Genomic DNA, 16,006 nt, shown 5'->3' with positions numbered 1-16,006 from the left:
GTCACCGCAGGGCGAGTGCCTGTCGGACCACGACGACGGCATCGCCCACCGATGCGACCCGCGTCCCGCCGACGGGCAGCGGCGGGCGGGCGATCATCACCACCTCGATCCCGAGCTCGGCTGCCGCACGCAGCTTCGCGGCGGTCAGCACGCCGCCGCTGTTCTTGGTGACGAGGGTGTCGATGCGGTTGTCGCGCATGATCTCTCGTTCGCCTACCACCAGGTAGGGGCCGCGACTGCGTATCACTTGACGTCGGGGTGGAAGCGGCCCGGTCGGCGGGTCGACCACACGGATCAGGAACCACGAGTCGTCGATGCCGGCGAAGGCGCCCACATCCTGACGGCCGGTGGTGAGGAACACGCGCCCCGCGCGTGTACTCAGATGCCGGGCCGCCGCCTCGATGTCGGCCACCGTGGTCCAGGTCTCGTCGGGGCCCGGGGTCCACGCCGGGCGTCGTAGCGAGATCAGTTTCGCGCCGGTGGCCGCCGTGGCGTCGGCCGCGTTACGCGAGATCTGCTGGGCGAAAGGATGAGTCGCGTCGACCACCGTGGTGCAATGGTGTTCGGCCAACCAACGCGTGAGACCCTGCACACCTCCGAAACCCCCGATGCGGACCTCGCCGACCGGTAGCGCCGGGTCGGTGACCCTACCGGCCAGCGAGGACACGCAGCCGATCCCCTCGGCGACCAACGCTGCCGCGAGTGCGCGCGCCTCGCCGGTCCCGCCGAGGATCAGGACCGGTGATGTCGGTGCAGGCGGATCAGTGGCCGGCATCGGCCACCTTGGTCATCCGTGTCTGCGAGTAGAGGTAGCTGTCGGGGAAGCCCGAGGCGGCGAGCACCCGTCCGACGAACACCACCGCGGTGCGCACGATCCCGGCTTCGGTGGTGCGTGCCGCGAGGTCGGCCAGCGTGCACCGGATGATCTGTTCGTCGTCGCGACTCGCGAATGCGACGACCGCACAGGGACAGTCGGAGCCGTAGTGGGCCGTGAGGTCGGCCTGGACCTGCTCGATCTGACGCGCGGCGAGGTGCAGGGCGAGGGTGACCCCCGTCGACGCCAGCTCGGCGAGCGTCTCACCGTCGGGCATGTCGGTCGACAGGGTGGAGACGCGGGTGATGAGCAGCGACTGTCCCACCCCGGGCACGGTGAGTTCGCGCCCGAGGGAAGCGGCGGCGGCAGCGAACGCCGGGACGCCGGGGACGATCACGTGATCGATGCCGACAGCGTCGAGTGCGCGGATCTGTTCGGCCACCGCCGAATACAGTGACGGGTCGCCGGAGTGCAGACGTGCGACGTCGTGGCCGGCACGGTGTGCAGTCGTGATGTGGTCGACGATGTCGGCCAACGGCATCCGCGCGGTGTCGATCAATACGGCGTCGGGTGGGCAGTGCTCGAGCATCTCGGCGGGGACCAGTGATCCGGCGTGGAGACACGTCTGACAGCGGGAGAGCACGTCGGCCCCGCGCAGGGTGATGAGATCGGCCGCGCCGGGGCCCGCGCCGATGAAGTAGACGGTCACGGTGCCTCCCGTGGTTTGACGACCGACCACTGGGTGACCGGCAGGATGGGTCGCCACGTCGTCATGGTGCCCAGTGTGGCGGCGTGGTCGATGTGCACTCGGCGCAGGTCGCCGCCGAGGCGCCGCCGCCGGTCGATCACCACTGTCTCGGATTCGAGGGTGACCGCGTTGGCGACCAGGCGTGCCCCGGGGACCATGGCGTCCCAACAGGTCTCGACCATCGCCTCGATCGTCAGGCCTCCTCCGACGAACACGGCGTCGGGCCGCGGGGCGTCGTGCAGGGCGGCCGGCGCCTCGCCCGCGATCTCCAGACGCGCGGTGACCCCGAGCCGGGCCGCGTTGTGCGCGATGCGATCTCGACGCACCGGATCGGCCTCGAACACCGTGGCCCGGCTGGTGGGTTCGGCCAGCAACCATTCGATGGACACCGATCCGGCGCCACCACCGATGTCCCACAGCATCTCGCCGACAGCGGGTCGCAGCAGCGCCAGGGTGAGCGAGCGGACGGCCGATTTCGTCAACTGCCCGTCGGAGTCGAAGTCGGCGTCGGGGCGACCGGGTGCGTTGCTGACCTTCGGGCCACGGCAGGCGACGGCCACCACGTTGAGATCGTGGCCCGGGGTCAGCTGCCAGTCGGCGGCCTCGGCGGACGCGGCGGCCTCCTCGTCGCCGCCGAGGCATTCGAGCACCGTGACGGTCGACGCGCCGAAACCGTGGTCGCGCAGCGTGGCGGCGATCGCCGCGGGGGTGTCCGCGTCGCGGCTCAACAACAGCAGTCGCACGCCGTCGCTGACGTGGGCGAGGATGGTCTCGACCGGGTCGGTGACGAGGCTGACGACGGTGGTGCGGGCGAGATCCCATCCCAGGCGCGCCGCAGCGAGCGATGCACTCGACACCGCAGGGATGACTCGGACCCGTTCGGCGCCCACGATTCCGATGATCGTGGCGCCGACTCCGTGGAACATCGGGTCACCGCTGGCAAGTACGTGCAACGGCCGCGACGGTGGGTCGGCGAGCAGGGCGCGCAGGTCGGCGAGCATGGGCGTCGACCACGCGTGGGCGCGCGCCGACAGGTCGGGCAGCAGATCGAGTTGGCGTCGCGAACCGGCGATCGTGGTGGCCCTGGTCAGTTCGTCGTGTGCGATCGGCGACAGGCCGCGCCAACCGTCGGCGCCGATCCCCACCACGATGACATCGGGTGCGGTCATCGCGGCATGCGTCGCCAGATCGGCTGCGGCAGCAGCTTCATCACGAAGAACGCCGGACGGATGGCCCACGGGATCCACACCGTTGCCCGCCCGCGGTGCAGTGCGCGAACCACGGCGTCGGCGACCTGGTCGGGTGTGCTCGACATCGGTGCGGGTTGCACACCCGAGGCCATCAAGTCCTTCGTCATCGCGCCGACGACGAACCCGGGCCGGGCCAGCAGCAGGTGTACGCCGGTGTCGTGGAGCGCGTCGGACAGCCCGGAGGCGAACCCGTCGAGCCCGGCCTTGGTGGAGCCGTAGACGTAGTTCGCGCGACGTACCCGAACGCCTGCGACCGAGGAGAAGACGATGATCGCGCCGGCATCTCGCGCGCGCATCGTCGCGGCGAGAGGGGTGAGCACACTGATCTGAGCCAGGTAATCGGTGTGGGCGATCTGTAGCGCGTGGGCGACGTCGGTCTCGGCGCGGGCCTGATCGCCCAGGATCCCGAACGCGACGATGGCCACGCCGATCGGACCGTGTCGTGCGATCACCGACTCGATGACCTCGGTGTGTGATGCGGTGTCGTCGGCGTCGAACGCGACGGTGTGCACCTCACGAGCTCCGGCTGCCAGCACCGCCGCACGCTCGGTGACGAGGTCGTCGGGGCGCCGTGCTGCGAGCACCACCACGGCACCGGTGGCGATGCGTGTCGCGACCGCGAGGCCGATCTCACTGCGGCCACCGAACAGCAGCACGACACCATCGGTGTCGGGTCGTCGACGTAGCAGGGCCATGGCGGTCATTGTCCCATCCGCCTGTCGTCGCCCGCGAACGCCGCCGACTGTGCCGAAACGTCTTACCGACCGAGCTGAGAAATGCCGCCCAGCGTGTCGTTGAGGGTTTCCGAGCTGTGAGTCACTCTGGGCGGGGTTGACGGAGGTGCTGTACGACGTCCCGGTAGAACTCCGAGACAAGAACATCAGTCGCGTGGACCACGTTTCCCCGGGCAGCTCCGCCTCGACCGCCTAGAGCGCCCGAAAGGGTGATGACGAACTTTCGCGGTGGACGTTCGTCGTCTCGTGTGAGGGCTGCGGCGTCGTCTCGCAGGCTGCTGAGTTCTACCGAACGTGGGGTCGTGGCCTGCCGCCCGGAGACATGACTTTGCACCACCGTCTTGCCTGCCGCGTCGGGAATTTGACGTAACAGGGCCTTGACTCGAGTTGCAGCTCGGGCGTTGGGCGCGGCATCGACTGTGGTCGAACAGCTGACGCGTTCCAACCGCAGGTCCATGGACACCGTGAGGGGTCCCGTCGCGCCGGGGATCCGGAGCGAACCGAAAAGAACCCCCGAATCGGTGAGCTGTTGCACTCGAGAGGTGCTGTCCACCCGGTTGCGGGGAAAGTTCGGCGTGACATCGACGCCGAGCAGACATGACAGGTCGTGACCGATGTGTCGGACGAGCTGATCGAATTGATGACAGACGTCGATTGCTGCCTTGTCTTTCGGATGGATCGTCTTGTTCTTGACACCGTCCCGAACCTGCACCCATAGCTGACCCATGTCGGTGAAACCATGCAATCCCGAACGATCGTGCTGCAGATACCGAACAAATTCCCGCAGTACCCAGCCCTGAGTGGAGTCCTCCACCCGGTGATGCATCGAGAGTTGGATTGCGACTGAACGGATCTCGTCCCAGGAGAGGTGCTGTAGCGCGATCTTTCTCAGTTTCCGCCGGTCGACAGGGACGGGAAAGTCGTCGTGGCCGCCGAGCAACTGATTGCTGATCGTGATGACCGCGTCGAAGGAGTTCGTCTTCGCCACTGCGATGTATTGCTCGACTTGTTCGACAGAGAGCGAATTGCTGGACGTCTTAGCCTCCACGAGCGCCGTCCACTCCCGCTGCCCACGGCGCACGCGAATGAGTCCGTCCGGGCGGAACTTCTCGCCACCCACGACGAACTCGGGCTCGATGTATGTGGTGACCGTCCCCGGTGGCCCGCCTGCTCGGCGGGTCAGTTCGCGACCGAATTCTTTGACGCCTCCGATTACTGCGAGCAACGCTGAAACTGCTCGCCGCTCGCGCTCAGTTCCTGAACCTATTCCCGAGACCGAGAACAGGCGCGCTTCGTCCCAATCGCCCTCGCCGGAGAGCGAGTTGCTGACCGACCAGTCCGGGAGGGTTGGAGGACGTTGAAGTCGTTTGACGCTGACGCGCGTGGGGTTCTCGTTCGCAGGTGTCTCAGGGCCCGAGGTGGGGTGAGTTACTTTCACTGCATCGTCGGGGCTTGTGATCTCGCCGACCGGTTCCGATGACGTCCCGTCGATGCCGACGCCGTATTCAGCAGCGAGCCCGGCGAGGCCGCGGGCGTAACCCTGTCCGACGGTTCGGAACTTCCACTCGTCTCCGCGCCGATAGAACTCGGCAAAAATAATCGCCCGCTCGCCGCCGTCGGGTACGACATCGAAGGTCGCGAGTCGGGAGTCGTCGTTAGCGTCTGTCAGTTCCACGCGGAGTGCGGAAGCGTCTCGAAAAGTCGCACTGATCGATTCGTCCAAGCTCGAAGCGATCACCAGACGTTCCACGTCCTCGGCCAGCCTGCTGAAATCCACGACGATCGAATCGACCCGATTTTCGGCCTCGTCCACGCGATCCAACACCTGGATCGCGCCATCCGAAGATATCGACTGGTTGTAGAAGATGAAGTCGGCATCGGAGCGAACGCGGTGATCTGGCCCTAGAGCGAGAGCGCTGACATCGGGCCCGTCGAGTTCGAGATCCCCGAATGCAGAGTGCATACGAACAATGAGGGTGCGTTGTTCCTCGGCGATCTTTGCCAAAGATATATTCTGCCCTTTGGCCATCACACGGGGTGACGAAACGGTCATGTACCGACTATTTCACGCGAACTGGTGTGCTCGACGAAACTCACCATTTTGCAGCAATCCGTGCCGCCTGCAGGGTGGTCTCAGCGGCACGGTGGGCGGCGGAGAGTATCGGCACGGTCGGCGGAGGATATTGGCACGGTGGGCGGAGAGTATTGGCACAGTCGGCGGACGGTTCGGGCGTCGGCGTCGAGGTCGCGGATAGGCTCGGTTGGTGCCCCGTACCGCAGCTGACCTCTCCCCCGCCGCCCTGGAGTTCCTCACCGATCGCCACCTGGCCAGTCTCACCACGCTGCGTGCCGACAACACCCCGCACTCGGTCGCCGTCGGCGTCACCTTCGAGCCGGAGCGTTCACTGGCTCGGGTCATCACCTTCGAGGGCAGCCAGAAGGTCCGCAACGTCGATCGGGGCGGATACGCCGCGGTGACCCATGTCGACGGGCCGCGGTGGCTCACGCTGGAGGGACCCGCGCGCATCAGCCGCGACGCCGACGACATCGCCGAGGCGGTCCGTCGTTACGCGTTGCGCTACCGGCAACCGAAGGTGAACCCGCGCCGTGTCGTCATCGAGATCGAGGTGACCCGGGTGCTCGGATCGCAGTCGCTGTTCACCGAGGAACCCACCGCGTGACGAGGAGACGCGAACTCCTCCACTCGAGCGCCGGTGTCGTCGTCGGGGTCGCGTTCGTCTACCTCGCCGCCTGCTACGTGTTCGACGCGATCGACCGGCCGTCGATCTATCGGGTGATCCTCGCCGTCGTCGCCGTGGCTCTGGCCGCCGGGACGATCCTGAACGGCTATCGGCGACTCACCGGTCGCAGTCGGCCCGCAGTCGCTCTCTCACGGGTGAATCCCGCCACGGTCCCGTTCGACGACGTGGTCGCGGCTACCGCGTCACACGACGATCGGATCGACGCGATCCGTCACCTGCGCGAGGCACATCCCGGTCTGGGTCTCAAGGATGCGAAAGACCTTGTCGACGAGGTACTGGCCCGCCCCGATCTGTGACCCGATCAGACGCGGGTCAGCCCGTGCGGTCGGGTGTTCATCGGTTCGCACCCGTCGGCGGTGACCACCACGATGTCCTCGATCCGCGCGCCCCATTCGCCGGTGAAATAGATGCCCGGCTCCACGCTGAACGCCATCCCCTGAAGCAGGGGTTCGTCGCTCCCGGCGACGATGTAGGGCTCCTCGTGCACCGACAGTCCGATGCCGTGGCCCGTGCGGTGGATGAAGTTGTCACCGAAGCCGGCCGCGACGAGGACGTCGCGTGCGGCGGCGTCGATCTCGTGCGCCGTGACGCCGGGTGCGACGGCGTCGACGGCGGCCTGCTGTGCCCGTTCGAGAACGGCGATGCGTTCGGAGACCGATGCATCGGGCTCACCGACGCAATAGGTCCGGGTCGAGTCGGAGTTGTATCCCGGCGCCACCGGACCGCCGATGTCGACCACGACGACGTCACCGTCGGCGATCACCCGGTCGGAGACCTCGTGATGGGGATCGGCGCCGTTGGGTCCCGACCCGACGATCACGAACGCCGCCTCGGTGTGACCCTCCTCGATGATCGCGGCGGTGATGTCCGCTGCGACATCGCGTTCGGTGCGACCGGCGACGAGCCACTGCGACACCCGCGCGTGCACCCGGTCGATCGCCGCGCCTGCCCGCCGTAGCGCCTCGATCTCCGCGTCGTCCTTGACCATCCGCAGCGTCCGCAGGATCGGCGTCGCGAGTCGAGGGAACGCCCGCAGTCGATCGGCGAGCGGGATGAGGTGCAGCGCGGGCACCGAGTCGGAGACCGCCACCGTCGCGTCGTCGGCGAGCCCCTGCAGGGCGAGTGCGTACGCGTCCTGCCCGTCCACCCAGTCGCGGGTCTCGATCCCCAACTCCCCCACCGCCGAGGCGCGCAACGCCGCGAGTTCGAGGCGCGGCACCACCACCCATGCCGCCCCGACAGCGGGTATCACCAGTGCGGTCAAGCGCTCGAACGTGCTGGCGCGTGAACCGGTAAGGTACTCCAGATCCGGTCCGGGGCCCACGATCACGGCGTCGACACCGACCCTTCCGGCATGTGCTGCGACACCGGCCAACCGCTCTGCATAGACGTCTGCGGGGAAACGTTCATCGGTCATGGGTTCACCGTAGGTCACCGCCCGTCGCGTCGCGGATCGCTGCACCGCGCACCCGCCGTGATCTGGCACAGTGTCGTCCATGGCTGCCCCGGTGATGCTCCTCGACGGTGCGAGTCTGTGGTTCCGCGCGTTCCACGGGCTCCCCGAGAAACTGACCGCGCCCGATGGGCGACCGGTCAACGCGGTGCGGGGATTCCTCGACATGATCGCCGTGCTCGCCACGCGCGAGTCACCGCGCCGGCTCATCGTCTGTCTCGACTACGACTGGCGTCCGCAGTTCCGGGTCGACCTCATCCCCTCGTACAAGGCGCACCGCGTCGCCGAGACGGTGCCCGCCGCGGAGGGCGAGGAGTTCGTGGAGGAGGTGCCGGACACCCTCACCCCTCAGGTCGACATGATCATGTCCGTCCTCGCCGCGGCCGGGATCGCGTCGTCGGGCGCACCGGGATGCGAGGCCGACGACGTGATCGGCACCCTGGCCGACGCCGAGACCGACGATCCCGTCGTGGTGGTCAGCGGCGACCGCGATCTGCTGCAGGTCGTCACCGACGACCCGGTCGAGGTTCGGGTCCTCTACGTCGGCCGCGGCGTCAACCGCGCCGAGAAGTTCGGTCCCGCCGAGGTGGCCGAGGTCTACTCGGTGCCACCGCGGCGTCCCGGCACGGCATACGCCGAGCTGGCGATCCTGCGCGGCGACCCGTCCGACGGGCTGCCCGGTGTGGCGGGTGTCGGTGAGAAGACGGCTGCGAAGTTGTTGGCGCAGTTCGAGACCCTCGACGGTATCGAGGAGGCGGCGCGCGCCGGCGACAAGGCGATCTCGCCGCGCATCCGCGCCTCGATCGTCGACGCGGCCGATTATCTGGTCGCGGCGCGCACGGTGGTGTTCGTCCGGACCGATGCGACCGTCGACGGCGACACCGAGGGACTTGTCCCGTCTGCGCCGGCCGACGGCGAGGCGCTCGGGGCCCTGGTCGAGGAACTGGGCATCGGATCGTCGGTCAACCGCATGGCCGAGGCCTTCGGGTGGGACGAACGCTTCTGAGGCGACGTCGCAATCCCGCCCGATCGCAGGTCAGTTCGCGCTGGGACGTCCGACCTCGTAGGTGCCGTCGTCGTCGAGGAACGTGACCGTCACCTTCTGCTGCGCACCGGCGACGGTCGCCGTGCAGGTGAAGGTGTCACCCTTTTTCACGTCGGTACCCGACGGGCAGCTGACCGCGGAGACGTCGGTAGCGCTGTAGTCCTTCTCGAGGATCGATTTCACGCCTGACTCGGCCGCCGACTGCGACAGCTGTTTGGTGAGCGCGAACCCGGGTGCGACGAACGCGGTGATCGCGAGCACCACGACGACCACGGCCACGACACCGCCGACGACGGCGATCTGGATCGGCCTGCGGTTGCGCGGCGCACGGTTCATCGAGGTGAACTGGTCGCCGTCCTGACCACCCGGGGCGGTCTGCTGGGGTGCACCGTACGGCTGCTGACCGTACTGGGGATTCCACGGCGCGGACGGGTTCTGCTGCTGGGCCTGGTTCGGGTCCGGGTAGCCCTGCGAGCCGTAACCCTGGGAGCCGTAGCCCTGACCTCCCTGGCCCTGGGCGCCGTACCCCGGACCGCCGGAAGGCGGTGCACCGTAGGGGGCGCCGGGTGGTGGACCGTAGGGACCCGCGCCGTACCCCTGCGCAGGCCCCTCATAGGGGTTCGGGGCGTACTGATTGCCGTCGGGGGCGTTCTGGCCGTAGGGGTTCGGGTTCGACGGGTAGGGCTGACCGTAGGCGGGTGGTCCCCAGGGTTGTCCGCCGGGCGCGTCGTCACCCGGTCGCTGCCCGCCGGGGTTCTGACTGCCGGGATTCTGGGGGTCGCTCATCGGTGCCCTCCGCAAGTCGATACGTGTGCGCGACGATGCTCCACCGTCGGTGCTCGGTCCGAAGATACCGCACACCCCGGTCGTCTCCGGGACCTGCGCACCCGTGCCTCGCGGGGGTCTGATCAGCCGAGTTCGACCGCTACGACACCGCGTTTGATGCAGCCGACGGCCGACTTCGCCGACCGGGCCAGGCGCCCCTCGGCACCGGCGCTCATACGGATCTGCTCGAGGAGATCGATGACCTGCCGCGACCACCGGACGAAGTCACCGGCCGGTAGTGGCCGACCACGCTCCCCCGCGACGGCCAACGCCTCGCCGAGCGATCGGCCCGACGCCCACGTGTACATCGCGGTGGCGAACCCCGCATCGGGCTCGCGGGTCACCCCGACCCCGTGGCGGTTCTCCAGGGCCGACAACGTGCGCCACTGCTTGTGGGTCGCCGAGAGCGTCTCGCGCAGTGTCGGGTTACCGGTGACCAGGTCGGGTCCGGAGTAGGTGTCGCGCCGCGACTCATAGACGACCGACGACACGACCGCGGCGAGTTCCGGTGGCGTCAACGCGTCCCACACCCCGGCGCGGATGCACTCACAGATCAGCAGGTCGCTCTCGCTGTAGACCCGGCTCAGGGTGGATCCGGACTCGGTGACCACCGTCCGCGGCGCACCCTCGGGGTCGGTGTCGGCGAGGAGGTAGCCGAGTTCGGTCAACACGGCCACGATGCGGTCGAAGGTGACGCTCAGCGTCGAGGTCCGGGTGTCGACCGACGACGTCAGATTCGAGATCTCGCGGAGCGAACGGTTACGCCGCTCGGCCAGCCGGAACAGTTCGTCGTGGCTGGACAGTTCGTGGGCCGGGTGCGCACGGAGTCGGGCGCGCAGATCGGCCAGTTCACCGTCGTCGGCGGCCGGGGACCGCTTGGTGTTGCGCCCCTTGGGCACCGACAGGCCCGTGTTGCGCAGCGACGAGGCCAGATCGCGCCGCCCACGACCCGTGCGATGGTCGACCTGCCGCGGAAGGCGCATGTTGCCGACCACCTCGGGTGGGTTGAGGAAGTCCGAGACGCCGACCCGGCCGGCCCAACCGTCCTCGCACAGGACAAGCGGCTTGGGGTCGCGGCGGTCGTTGGCCGGCTCGAGGACCACGGCCAGACCACGGTGACGGCCGCCGTGCAGGCCGATGACGTGCCCGCGCTTGAGACCGAAGAGCTCGTCGACGGTGTTGGCCTGCAGGGTCATCCGCTTGTGGAACTTCAGGTCGCGTTCGCGGGTGCGGATGTCCTCCCGCAGGGTCATGTATCCGAGGAAACCCTCGTATGCCGACGCGTCACCGACCGATTCGTCGGGTGCGAGACGGCCCGGGTCGATGCCGAGACCGCTTGCGCGGCCGACGAGTTCGGTGTCGATCTTGCGCAGGATGCCGCGTGCCTTGTCGATCTGTCGGTGCTGGCCGACCACCGAGCGATCGGTCTGGAACTGCGCGAACGATCGTTCGAGGAGATTCTTGGCGCCGTCGAGCCCGAGGCGGCCGATGAGGTTGATCGCCATGTTGTATTCGGGCGCAAAGGAACTGCGGAGCGGGAAGGTGCGCGCGCCGGCGAGACCGGCGACCCGTGTCGGGTCGAGGCCGGGCATCCACACCACCACCGCATGGCCCTCGACGTCGATGCCGCGCCGCCCGGCGCGACCGGTCAACTGGGTGAACTCGCCGGGGGTCAAATCGACATGGGACTCACCGTTGAACTTGACGAGTCGCTCGAGAACCACCGACCGGGCCGGCATGTTGATGCCCAGTGCGAGCGTCTCGGTCGCGAACACCGCTCGGACGAGTCCGCGGACGAACAGTTCCTCCACGGCGTGCCGGAACGCGGGCAGCATCCCCGCGTGATGTGCGGCCAGGCCGCGCCGCAGGCCGCTCTCCCAGCTGTCGACGCGCAGGATCTCGCGGTCCGACGGCGAGAACTCGCCGGTGTAGCGTGCGACGACCTCGGCGACCTGTTCGGCTTGCGCGGGCTCGAGCAGGTTCAGCCCGGACCGCACGCATTGTTCGAGCGCTGCCTCGCATCCCGCGCGGGAGAAGATGAACCCGATCGCCGGCAGCAGGCCGTCGCGGTCGAGGCGGGCGATGAGGTCGGGTCGGGAGATGGTGCCGGTCGGTCGCCCACGTTGCGGTCGTCCGCGCGATCCGCGACCACTGTGCGCGCGCTGGTGGTCCTCCACCATCTCGCGCTGCTTGATGTAGCGGGTCAGTTCGCCGTTGACCTGGGGGCGTTCGCCGGGGCGGATGCGTTGGTCGAACAGATCGAAGATGCGGTTGCCGACCATCATGTGCTGCCACAACGGGATCGGCCGGTGGTCGTCGACGACGACGGTGGTGTCGCCGCGCACGGTCTTGATCCAGTCGCCGAACTCCTCGGCGTTGCTCACCGTGGCCGACAGGCTCACCAGCTTCACGTCGGGGTCGAGGTGCAGGATCACCTCCTCCCACACCGCGCCGCGGAAGCGGTCGGCGAGGAAGTGCACCTCGTCCATCACGACGTGTGACAGACCGTCGAGGGCGGGTGAGTTCGCGTAGATCATGTTGCGGACGACCTCGGTGGTCATCACCACGATCGGCGCGTAGGGGTTGATCGAGCTGTCGCCGGTAAGCAGGCCGATCGAGTCGGCGCCGTGGACGGCGACGAGGTCGGCGTACTTCTGGTTGCTCAGCGCCTTGATGGGGGTGGTGTAGAAGCATTTGGTACCGGCCTGCAGCGCCAGGTGGACGGCGAACTCACCGACGATGGTCTTGCCCGCGCCGGTGGGCGCACACACAAGCACGCCGTGACCGTCCTCGAGCGCGGCACACGACTCGCGCTGGAACGGGTCGAGGGAGAACGACAGTCGGTCGGTGAACTCGCGCAGCCGGGGGCGTTCGACCACGTCGGTGATAGCACCTGTCTCGGGGCCCCAGGGGGTGTCGGCCTCAGAGGATGTCATCGAACTCACCCGCACGCACCGGCGCCGGGGTGTGGGCGACCGTCGACGCACCGACCTTCTCCGGGCGGTGGTCCAGCGGCGAGGCCTCGTCGTCGTCGAGGTCTGCCCAGTCCTCGCCGATGCGGCGGGCCTTGCGGCGGTCGTGGATGCGGGCGAACTGCACCGCGAACTCGAAGAGCACGGTGAGCGCGAGTGCGAGCGCCAACATGGTGAACGGGTCCGAACCAGGGGTGACCACCGCGGCGAAGACGAACAGACCGAAGGTGAGACCGCGCCGCCATGCCTTGAGGCGCTCGTAGGTGAGGATCCCGATGAGGTTGAGGGCGACCACCAGCAGCGGGAGTTCGAAGCTCACGCCGAAGATGACGAGGAGATGGAGGATGAAGTTGAAGTACTGGTCGCCGGCGAGTGCGGTGATCTGGACGTTGTCGCCGACGGTGAGCAGGAAGTGGAACGCCTTGGCCACCACGATGTAGGCGAGGATGGCGCCGGTGACGAACAGGGTCGCGGCGACGGTCACGAACGCGATCCCGTAGCGGCGCTCGTTCTGGTGCAGGCCCGGGGTGATGAACTGCCAGATCTGGAAGAACCAGATGGGGCACGCAAGCACCACTCCGGCGGTGAGGCCGACCTTCAGGCGCAACATGAACTGGTCGAACGGGCCGGTGGCGAGGAGGCGGCACTCGTCGCCCTGTGTCAGGGTCGCGCGGGCGCTCTCCGGCAGCTCACAGTACGGACCACGCAGCAGTTCACCGAGGGATTCGACGTGGAGGAAACTGTAGGAGTACCAGACGAACCCGATGATGGTGGTCAGGCCGATGGCGAGGACCGAGATGAGCAGCCGACGACGCAGTTCGTAGAGGTGCTCGACGAGCGACATGGTGCCGTCGGGGTTCACCTTCACACGACGACGGCGTGGATCTAGTGGGATGCGCACGGTGCGGGTCTCGGTTCCTCACATGACGATCGGTGGCGGCTGCGACGGAGGCGAGGCAGCCGGCAGTACACCGGTTCGCCGGGTGACCCCGGCGCGGTCGAGTCGACCCGGACGGGTCAGCCGGCCGTCGTCACACTCAGGCGCTGCGACGCTGCGTGTCGGTCTCGTGGGTCGCGTCGGTGGGCGACGGCGGCGTGATCTGACGCGGGGTGACGTCGGCGTCGGGGTCGGCGGCCTTGGTCTCGGCGGTGGAGTCCTTGCCGTCGTTCTGCATCTCCTTCACCTCGCTCTTGAAGATGCGCATCGAGCGGCCCAGACCGCGAGCGGCATCAGGGAGCTTCTTCGATCCGAACAGGATCAGGAACACGATCACCACGATGATGATGTGCCACGGCTGGATTGCACCCATGTCGAGACCTCCGGTGTTGGTTGCTGCCGATGCTACCGGACATCACCCTCGTGACCGCGGGACGATGGCCGAGCTGCGACGTCATGTGGTGGGACCGTCGTAGGCGGCCAGTGCGTCGGCGGCCCGGCGGGTGACCTCGGCGGCGGCACCGGGTGCGTTCACCAGGCGGATGCGACCACCGAACCCCAGTACGAACCGGGTGAGCCAGTCCTCCGAGCCGTAGGTCATCTGCGCCCGGATCGGGGTGTCGGGGGCGGCGTCGACCACCTCGTCGAGTGGCTCGATGAGGTAGTAGTCCATGACCCACACCACCGACGGATCGATGGTGATCAGCGCCGTGGGGAGCTGCGGGTCGGCGTTGAACAGGGCGAGGGTCGCCTCGGGATCGGGTTCGTCGGGAACGGCCGCAGGCTCGTCGAGCACGCGCGCCTCGTCGACACGGTCGAGACGGAACAGGCGGATGCCCGAACTCTGTCGGCACCACCCCTCGAGGTAGCTGTTGCCGTCGACGGCCACGATCCGCACCGGGTCGACGACGCGTTCGGACACCGCGTCCCTCGACGCCGAGTAGTACCGGATCCACACCGCCCGCGATCGCACCACCGCGTCGCGGATGGCGGTCACCGGGGCCGACACATCGGCATGCGCGGCCCCCGTCGACGTGCCCGACTCCCCGGCGTCGGCCGCCTCCGCGGCACCGGGATCACGGGCGCTGCCTACGGCGCGTTCGACCTTCGCGATGGCCCGCCGCGCGGCCTCGGGGTCGAGGACGCCACGCATGTCGATGAGGGCACGCAGTGCGACCAGCAGCACCGACGCCTCGGTCGGGGTGAGTCGGAGGGGGCGGTCGATGCCGGCGGAGAAGGTGACCTGGATGCTCTCCTCGCTGAAGTCGAGGTCGATGAGATCGCCCGGGGTGTAGCCGGGCAGGCCACACATCCACAGCTGGTTCAGGTCGGCCATCACCTCTTTCGGGGTCACGCCGAGGTCGGCCGCGGCCTCGTCGGCGCTCGTCCCCGGATGTGCGAGGAAGTACGGGACCATCGCCAGCAGGCGGCTCAGACGCGACGGTGCCGCGGCGGTCATGCCGTCACCTCGACGGCCAGCACGCGCAGGTCCGCGACCACCCGGTCACGCAGCTCGGCCGGTTCGAGCACCACCGCGTCGGCGCCGACCCCGAGGACCTGTCGGGCCAACGAGTCGATCGACCACCCCTCGATCCGCAAGGCGGACCCGGCGCGACCGCCGCGGTCCTGCGGTTCCGACGACACCGCAGACCGTCGCAGCCCCTCCGCCCGGCCGTCGGCCACCCAGACCGTCGCCGATCCGGTGTGGGCGCCGTCGCCGAAGCCCACGGCCGCGGCCACGACCTCGCGCAGATCGAGGCCCTCGGGACGATGCACCTCCCGATCGGTCTCGACCACCGGCTCGGAGATTCGCGACAGCCGGAAGGTGCGGGTCTCGCCGCGCTCGAGATCGTGGCCCACCACATACCAGCGACCGCGGTGGGTCACGACACCCCACGGCTCGAGGTGGCGTGTCGTCGCCGGGCGGGTCCGGGTCGGGCGGTGTTCGAAGGTGACGCCGCGGCCGTGGTCGATGGCGGCGAGCAGGGCGGCGAGCACCGCCTCGGACCCCATGGACCGGGGCGCGGCACTGTGGACGCCGACGTCGAGGGCGGAGTCGGAGCGGAGTTCGACACCGCCAGCACGGAGTTTGAGCAGGGCGCCCCGTGCGGCCGCGGCCATCGCCGGTGTGTCCCAGAGCGCGGCGGCCATGGTGACCGCGGCGGCCTCGTCGCGATCGAGGGCGATGGCGGGCAGCTCGTAGGCGTCGCGGTTGATGCGGTAACCGTCGGTGTCGCTGAACGCCGAGTCGCGACCGGTCTCCAGCGGTATGCCGAGGTCGCGCAGTTCGGTCTTGTCGCGTTCGAACATGCGGTTGAACGCCTCGTCGGTCTTCGGCTCGCCGTAGCCGGTGACGCTGCTGCGGATCTGCTCGGCCGTCACGAACCTGGGGCTCGCCAGCAGACAGATCACCAGGTTCATCAGACGTTCGACTTTGGTGGTGGCCATCATCGAAAGCCTAGGACA

General features: G+C 68.4%; 15 protein-coding genes. 3 read left to right on the top strand and 12 right to left on the bottom strand.

Annotated features, from left to right (window positions below):
• Position 1: 1 nt before the first annotated feature.
• The 5 genes from ACLBW1_RS19435 to ACLBW1_RS19415 all read right to left on the bottom strand — a co-directional run bounded on the left by ACLBW1_RS19435 (position 2) and on the right by ACLBW1_RS19415 (position 5,599).
• Entirely contained in the window at positions 2–775 is a 774-nt protein-coding gene (locus ACLBW1_RS19435) for a cobalt-precorrin-6A reductase (RefSeq protein WP_447813421.1), read from the bottom strand.
• Complete coding sequence (gene cobM / locus ACLBW1_RS19430; protein WP_447813420.1) at positions 762–1,523, bottom strand: precorrin-4 C(11)-methyltransferase; 762 nt, start codon at positions 1,521–1,523, stop codon at positions 762–764. Before cobM ends, ACLBW1_RS19435 begins: the two co-directional genes overlap by 14 nt.
• Positions 1,520–2,731 (bottom strand): precorrin-6y C5,15-methyltransferase (decarboxylating) subunit CbiE, encoded by a 1,212-nt coding sequence (gene cbiE / locus ACLBW1_RS19425; protein WP_447813419.1) that lies wholly within the window; start codon positions 2,729–2,731, stop codon positions 1,520–1,522. Before cbiE ends, cobM begins: the two co-directional genes overlap by 4 nt.
• On the bottom strand, positions 2,728–3,516 hold the full coding sequence (locus ACLBW1_RS19420) for an SDR family NAD(P)-dependent oxidoreductase (protein WP_447813418.1): 789 nt from the start codon (positions 3,514–3,516) through the stop codon (positions 2,728–2,730). Before ACLBW1_RS19420 ends, cbiE begins: the two co-directional genes overlap by 4 nt.
• A gap of 112 nt (positions 3,517–3,628) precedes the next feature.
• Positions 3,629–5,599, bottom strand: coding sequence for a TerD family protein (locus ACLBW1_RS19415; RefSeq protein ID WP_447813417.1), 1,971 nt, complete (start codon positions 5,597–5,599; stop codon positions 3,629–3,631).
• Between the two features lie 211 nt (positions 5,600–5,810).
• Here ACLBW1_RS19415 and ACLBW1_RS19410 point away from each other — a divergent pair, with 211 nt between their 5' ends.
• Together ACLBW1_RS19410 and ACLBW1_RS19405 are read left to right on the top strand one after the other, a co-directional pair.
• Positions 5,811–6,227, top strand: a complete 417-nt coding sequence (locus tag ACLBW1_RS19410) for a pyridoxamine 5'-phosphate oxidase family protein (protein WP_447813416.1) — start codon at positions 5,811–5,813, stop codon at positions 6,225–6,227.
• Positions 6,224–6,604 carry a ribosomal protein L7/L12 gene (locus ACLBW1_RS19405; protein ID WP_447813415.1) on the top strand — a complete coding sequence of 127 codons (381 nt, stop codon included), beginning with the start codon at positions 6,224–6,226 and terminating at the stop codon, positions 6,602–6,604. The genes ACLBW1_RS19410 and ACLBW1_RS19405 overlap by 4 nt, the downstream gene beginning before the upstream one ends.
• A gap of 5 nt (positions 6,605–6,609) precedes the next feature.
• On the opposite strand, the gene ACLBW1_RS19400 is transcribed toward ACLBW1_RS19405, so the two are convergent.
• Positions 6,610–7,725: a M24 family metallopeptidase gene (locus ACLBW1_RS19400; RefSeq protein WP_447813414.1), complete on the bottom strand. Its 1,116-nt coding sequence runs from the start codon at positions 7,723–7,725 to the stop codon at positions 6,610–6,612.
• Positions 7,726–7,819: 94 nt separating this feature from the next.
• On the opposite strand from ACLBW1_RS19400, the gene ACLBW1_RS19395 reads away from it, so the two are divergent.
• A complete protein-coding gene (locus ACLBW1_RS19395; protein WP_447813633.1) occupies positions 7,820–8,767 on the top strand; it encodes a 5'-3' exonuclease in 948 nt (315 codons plus the stop codon).
• A 30-nt stretch (positions 8,768–8,797) separates the two neighbouring features.
• On the opposite strand, the gene ACLBW1_RS19390 is transcribed toward ACLBW1_RS19395, so the two are convergent.
• The 6 genes from ACLBW1_RS19390 to ACLBW1_RS19365 form a co-directional block, all read right to left on the bottom strand.
• On the bottom strand, positions 8,798–9,592 hold the full coding sequence (locus ACLBW1_RS19390; RefSeq protein ID WP_447813413.1) for a DUF4333 domain-containing protein: 795 nt from the start codon (positions 9,590–9,592) through the stop codon (positions 8,798–8,800).
• Between the two features lie 122 nt (positions 9,593–9,714).
• A complete protein-coding gene (locus ACLBW1_RS19385) occupies positions 9,715–12,567 on the bottom strand; it encodes a DEAD/DEAH box helicase (RefSeq protein WP_447813412.1) in 2,853 nt (950 codons plus the stop codon).
• Positions 12,554–13,504: a twin-arginine translocase subunit TatC gene (gene tatC / locus ACLBW1_RS19380; protein ID WP_447813411.1), complete on the bottom strand. Its 951-nt coding sequence runs from the start codon at positions 13,502–13,504 to the stop codon at positions 12,554–12,556. Before tatC ends, ACLBW1_RS19385 begins: the two co-directional genes overlap by 14 nt.
• Positions 13,505–13,640: 136 nt before the next feature.
• Positions 13,641–13,913, bottom strand: coding sequence for a Sec-independent protein translocase subunit TatA (gene tatA, locus ACLBW1_RS19375; protein ID WP_447813410.1), 273 nt, complete (start codon positions 13,911–13,913; stop codon positions 13,641–13,643).
• An 81-nt stretch (positions 13,914–13,994) separates the two neighbouring features.
• Complete coding sequence (locus tag ACLBW1_RS19370) at positions 13,995–14,999, bottom strand: helix-turn-helix transcriptional regulator (RefSeq protein ID WP_447813409.1); 1,005 nt, start codon at positions 14,997–14,999, stop codon at positions 13,995–13,997.
• Complete coding sequence (locus tag ACLBW1_RS19365; RefSeq protein WP_447813408.1) at positions 14,996–15,988, bottom strand: helix-turn-helix transcriptional regulator; 993 nt, start codon at positions 15,986–15,988, stop codon at positions 14,996–14,998. Before ACLBW1_RS19365 ends, ACLBW1_RS19370 begins: the two co-directional genes overlap by 4 nt.
• Positions 15,989–16,006 lie beyond the last annotated feature (18 nt).

Source organism: Williamsia sp. M5A3_1d (assembly GCF_053345315.1).
This window is presented reverse-complemented; position numbering and strand designations above follow the sequence as displayed.

Excerpts from the sequence above, each read along its gene's own strand:
- ACLBW1_RS19390 (WP_447813413.1), bottom strand. The coding sequence starts at position 9,592 with ATGAGCGACCCCCAGAATCCCGGCAGTCAGAACCCCGGCGGGCAGCGA.
- ACLBW1_RS19420 (WP_447813418.1), bottom strand. The coding sequence starts at position 3,516 with ATGACCGCCATGGCCCTGCTACGTCGACGACCCGACACCGATGGTGTC.
- ACLBW1_RS19400 (WP_447813414.1), bottom strand. The coding sequence starts at position 7,725 with ATGACCGATGAACGTTTCCCCGCAGACGTCTATGCAGAGCGGTTGGCC.
- ACLBW1_RS19365 (WP_447813408.1), bottom strand. The coding sequence starts at position 15,988 with ATGGCCACCACCAAAGTCGAACGTCTGATGAACCTGGTGATCTGTCTG.
- ACLBW1_RS19385 (WP_447813412.1), bottom strand. The coding sequence starts at position 12,567 with ATGACATCCTCTGAGGCCGACACCCCCTGGGGCCCCGAGACAGGTGCT.
- ACLBW1_RS19415 (WP_447813417.1), bottom strand. The coding sequence starts at position 5,599 with ATGACCGTTTCGTCACCCCGTGTGATGGCCAAAGGGCAGAATATATCT.
- tatA (WP_447813410.1), bottom strand. The coding sequence starts at position 13,913 with ATGGGTGCAATCCAGCCGTGGCACATCATCATCGTGGTGATCGTGTTC.
- ACLBW1_RS19435 (WP_447813421.1), bottom strand. The coding sequence starts at position 775 with ATGCCGGCCACTGATCCGCCTGCACCGACATCACCGGTCCTGATCCTC.
- ACLBW1_RS19395 (WP_447813633.1), top strand. The coding sequence starts at position 7,820 with ATGCTCCTCGACGGTGCGAGTCTGTGGTTCCGCGCGTTCCACGGGCTC.
- ACLBW1_RS19370 (WP_447813409.1), bottom strand. The coding sequence starts at position 14,999 with ATGACCGCCGCGGCACCGTCGCGTCTGAGCCGCCTGCTGGCGATGGTC.
- cbiE (WP_447813419.1), bottom strand. The coding sequence starts at position 2,731 with ATGACCGCACCCGATGTCATCGTGGTGGGGATCGGCGCCGACGGTTGG.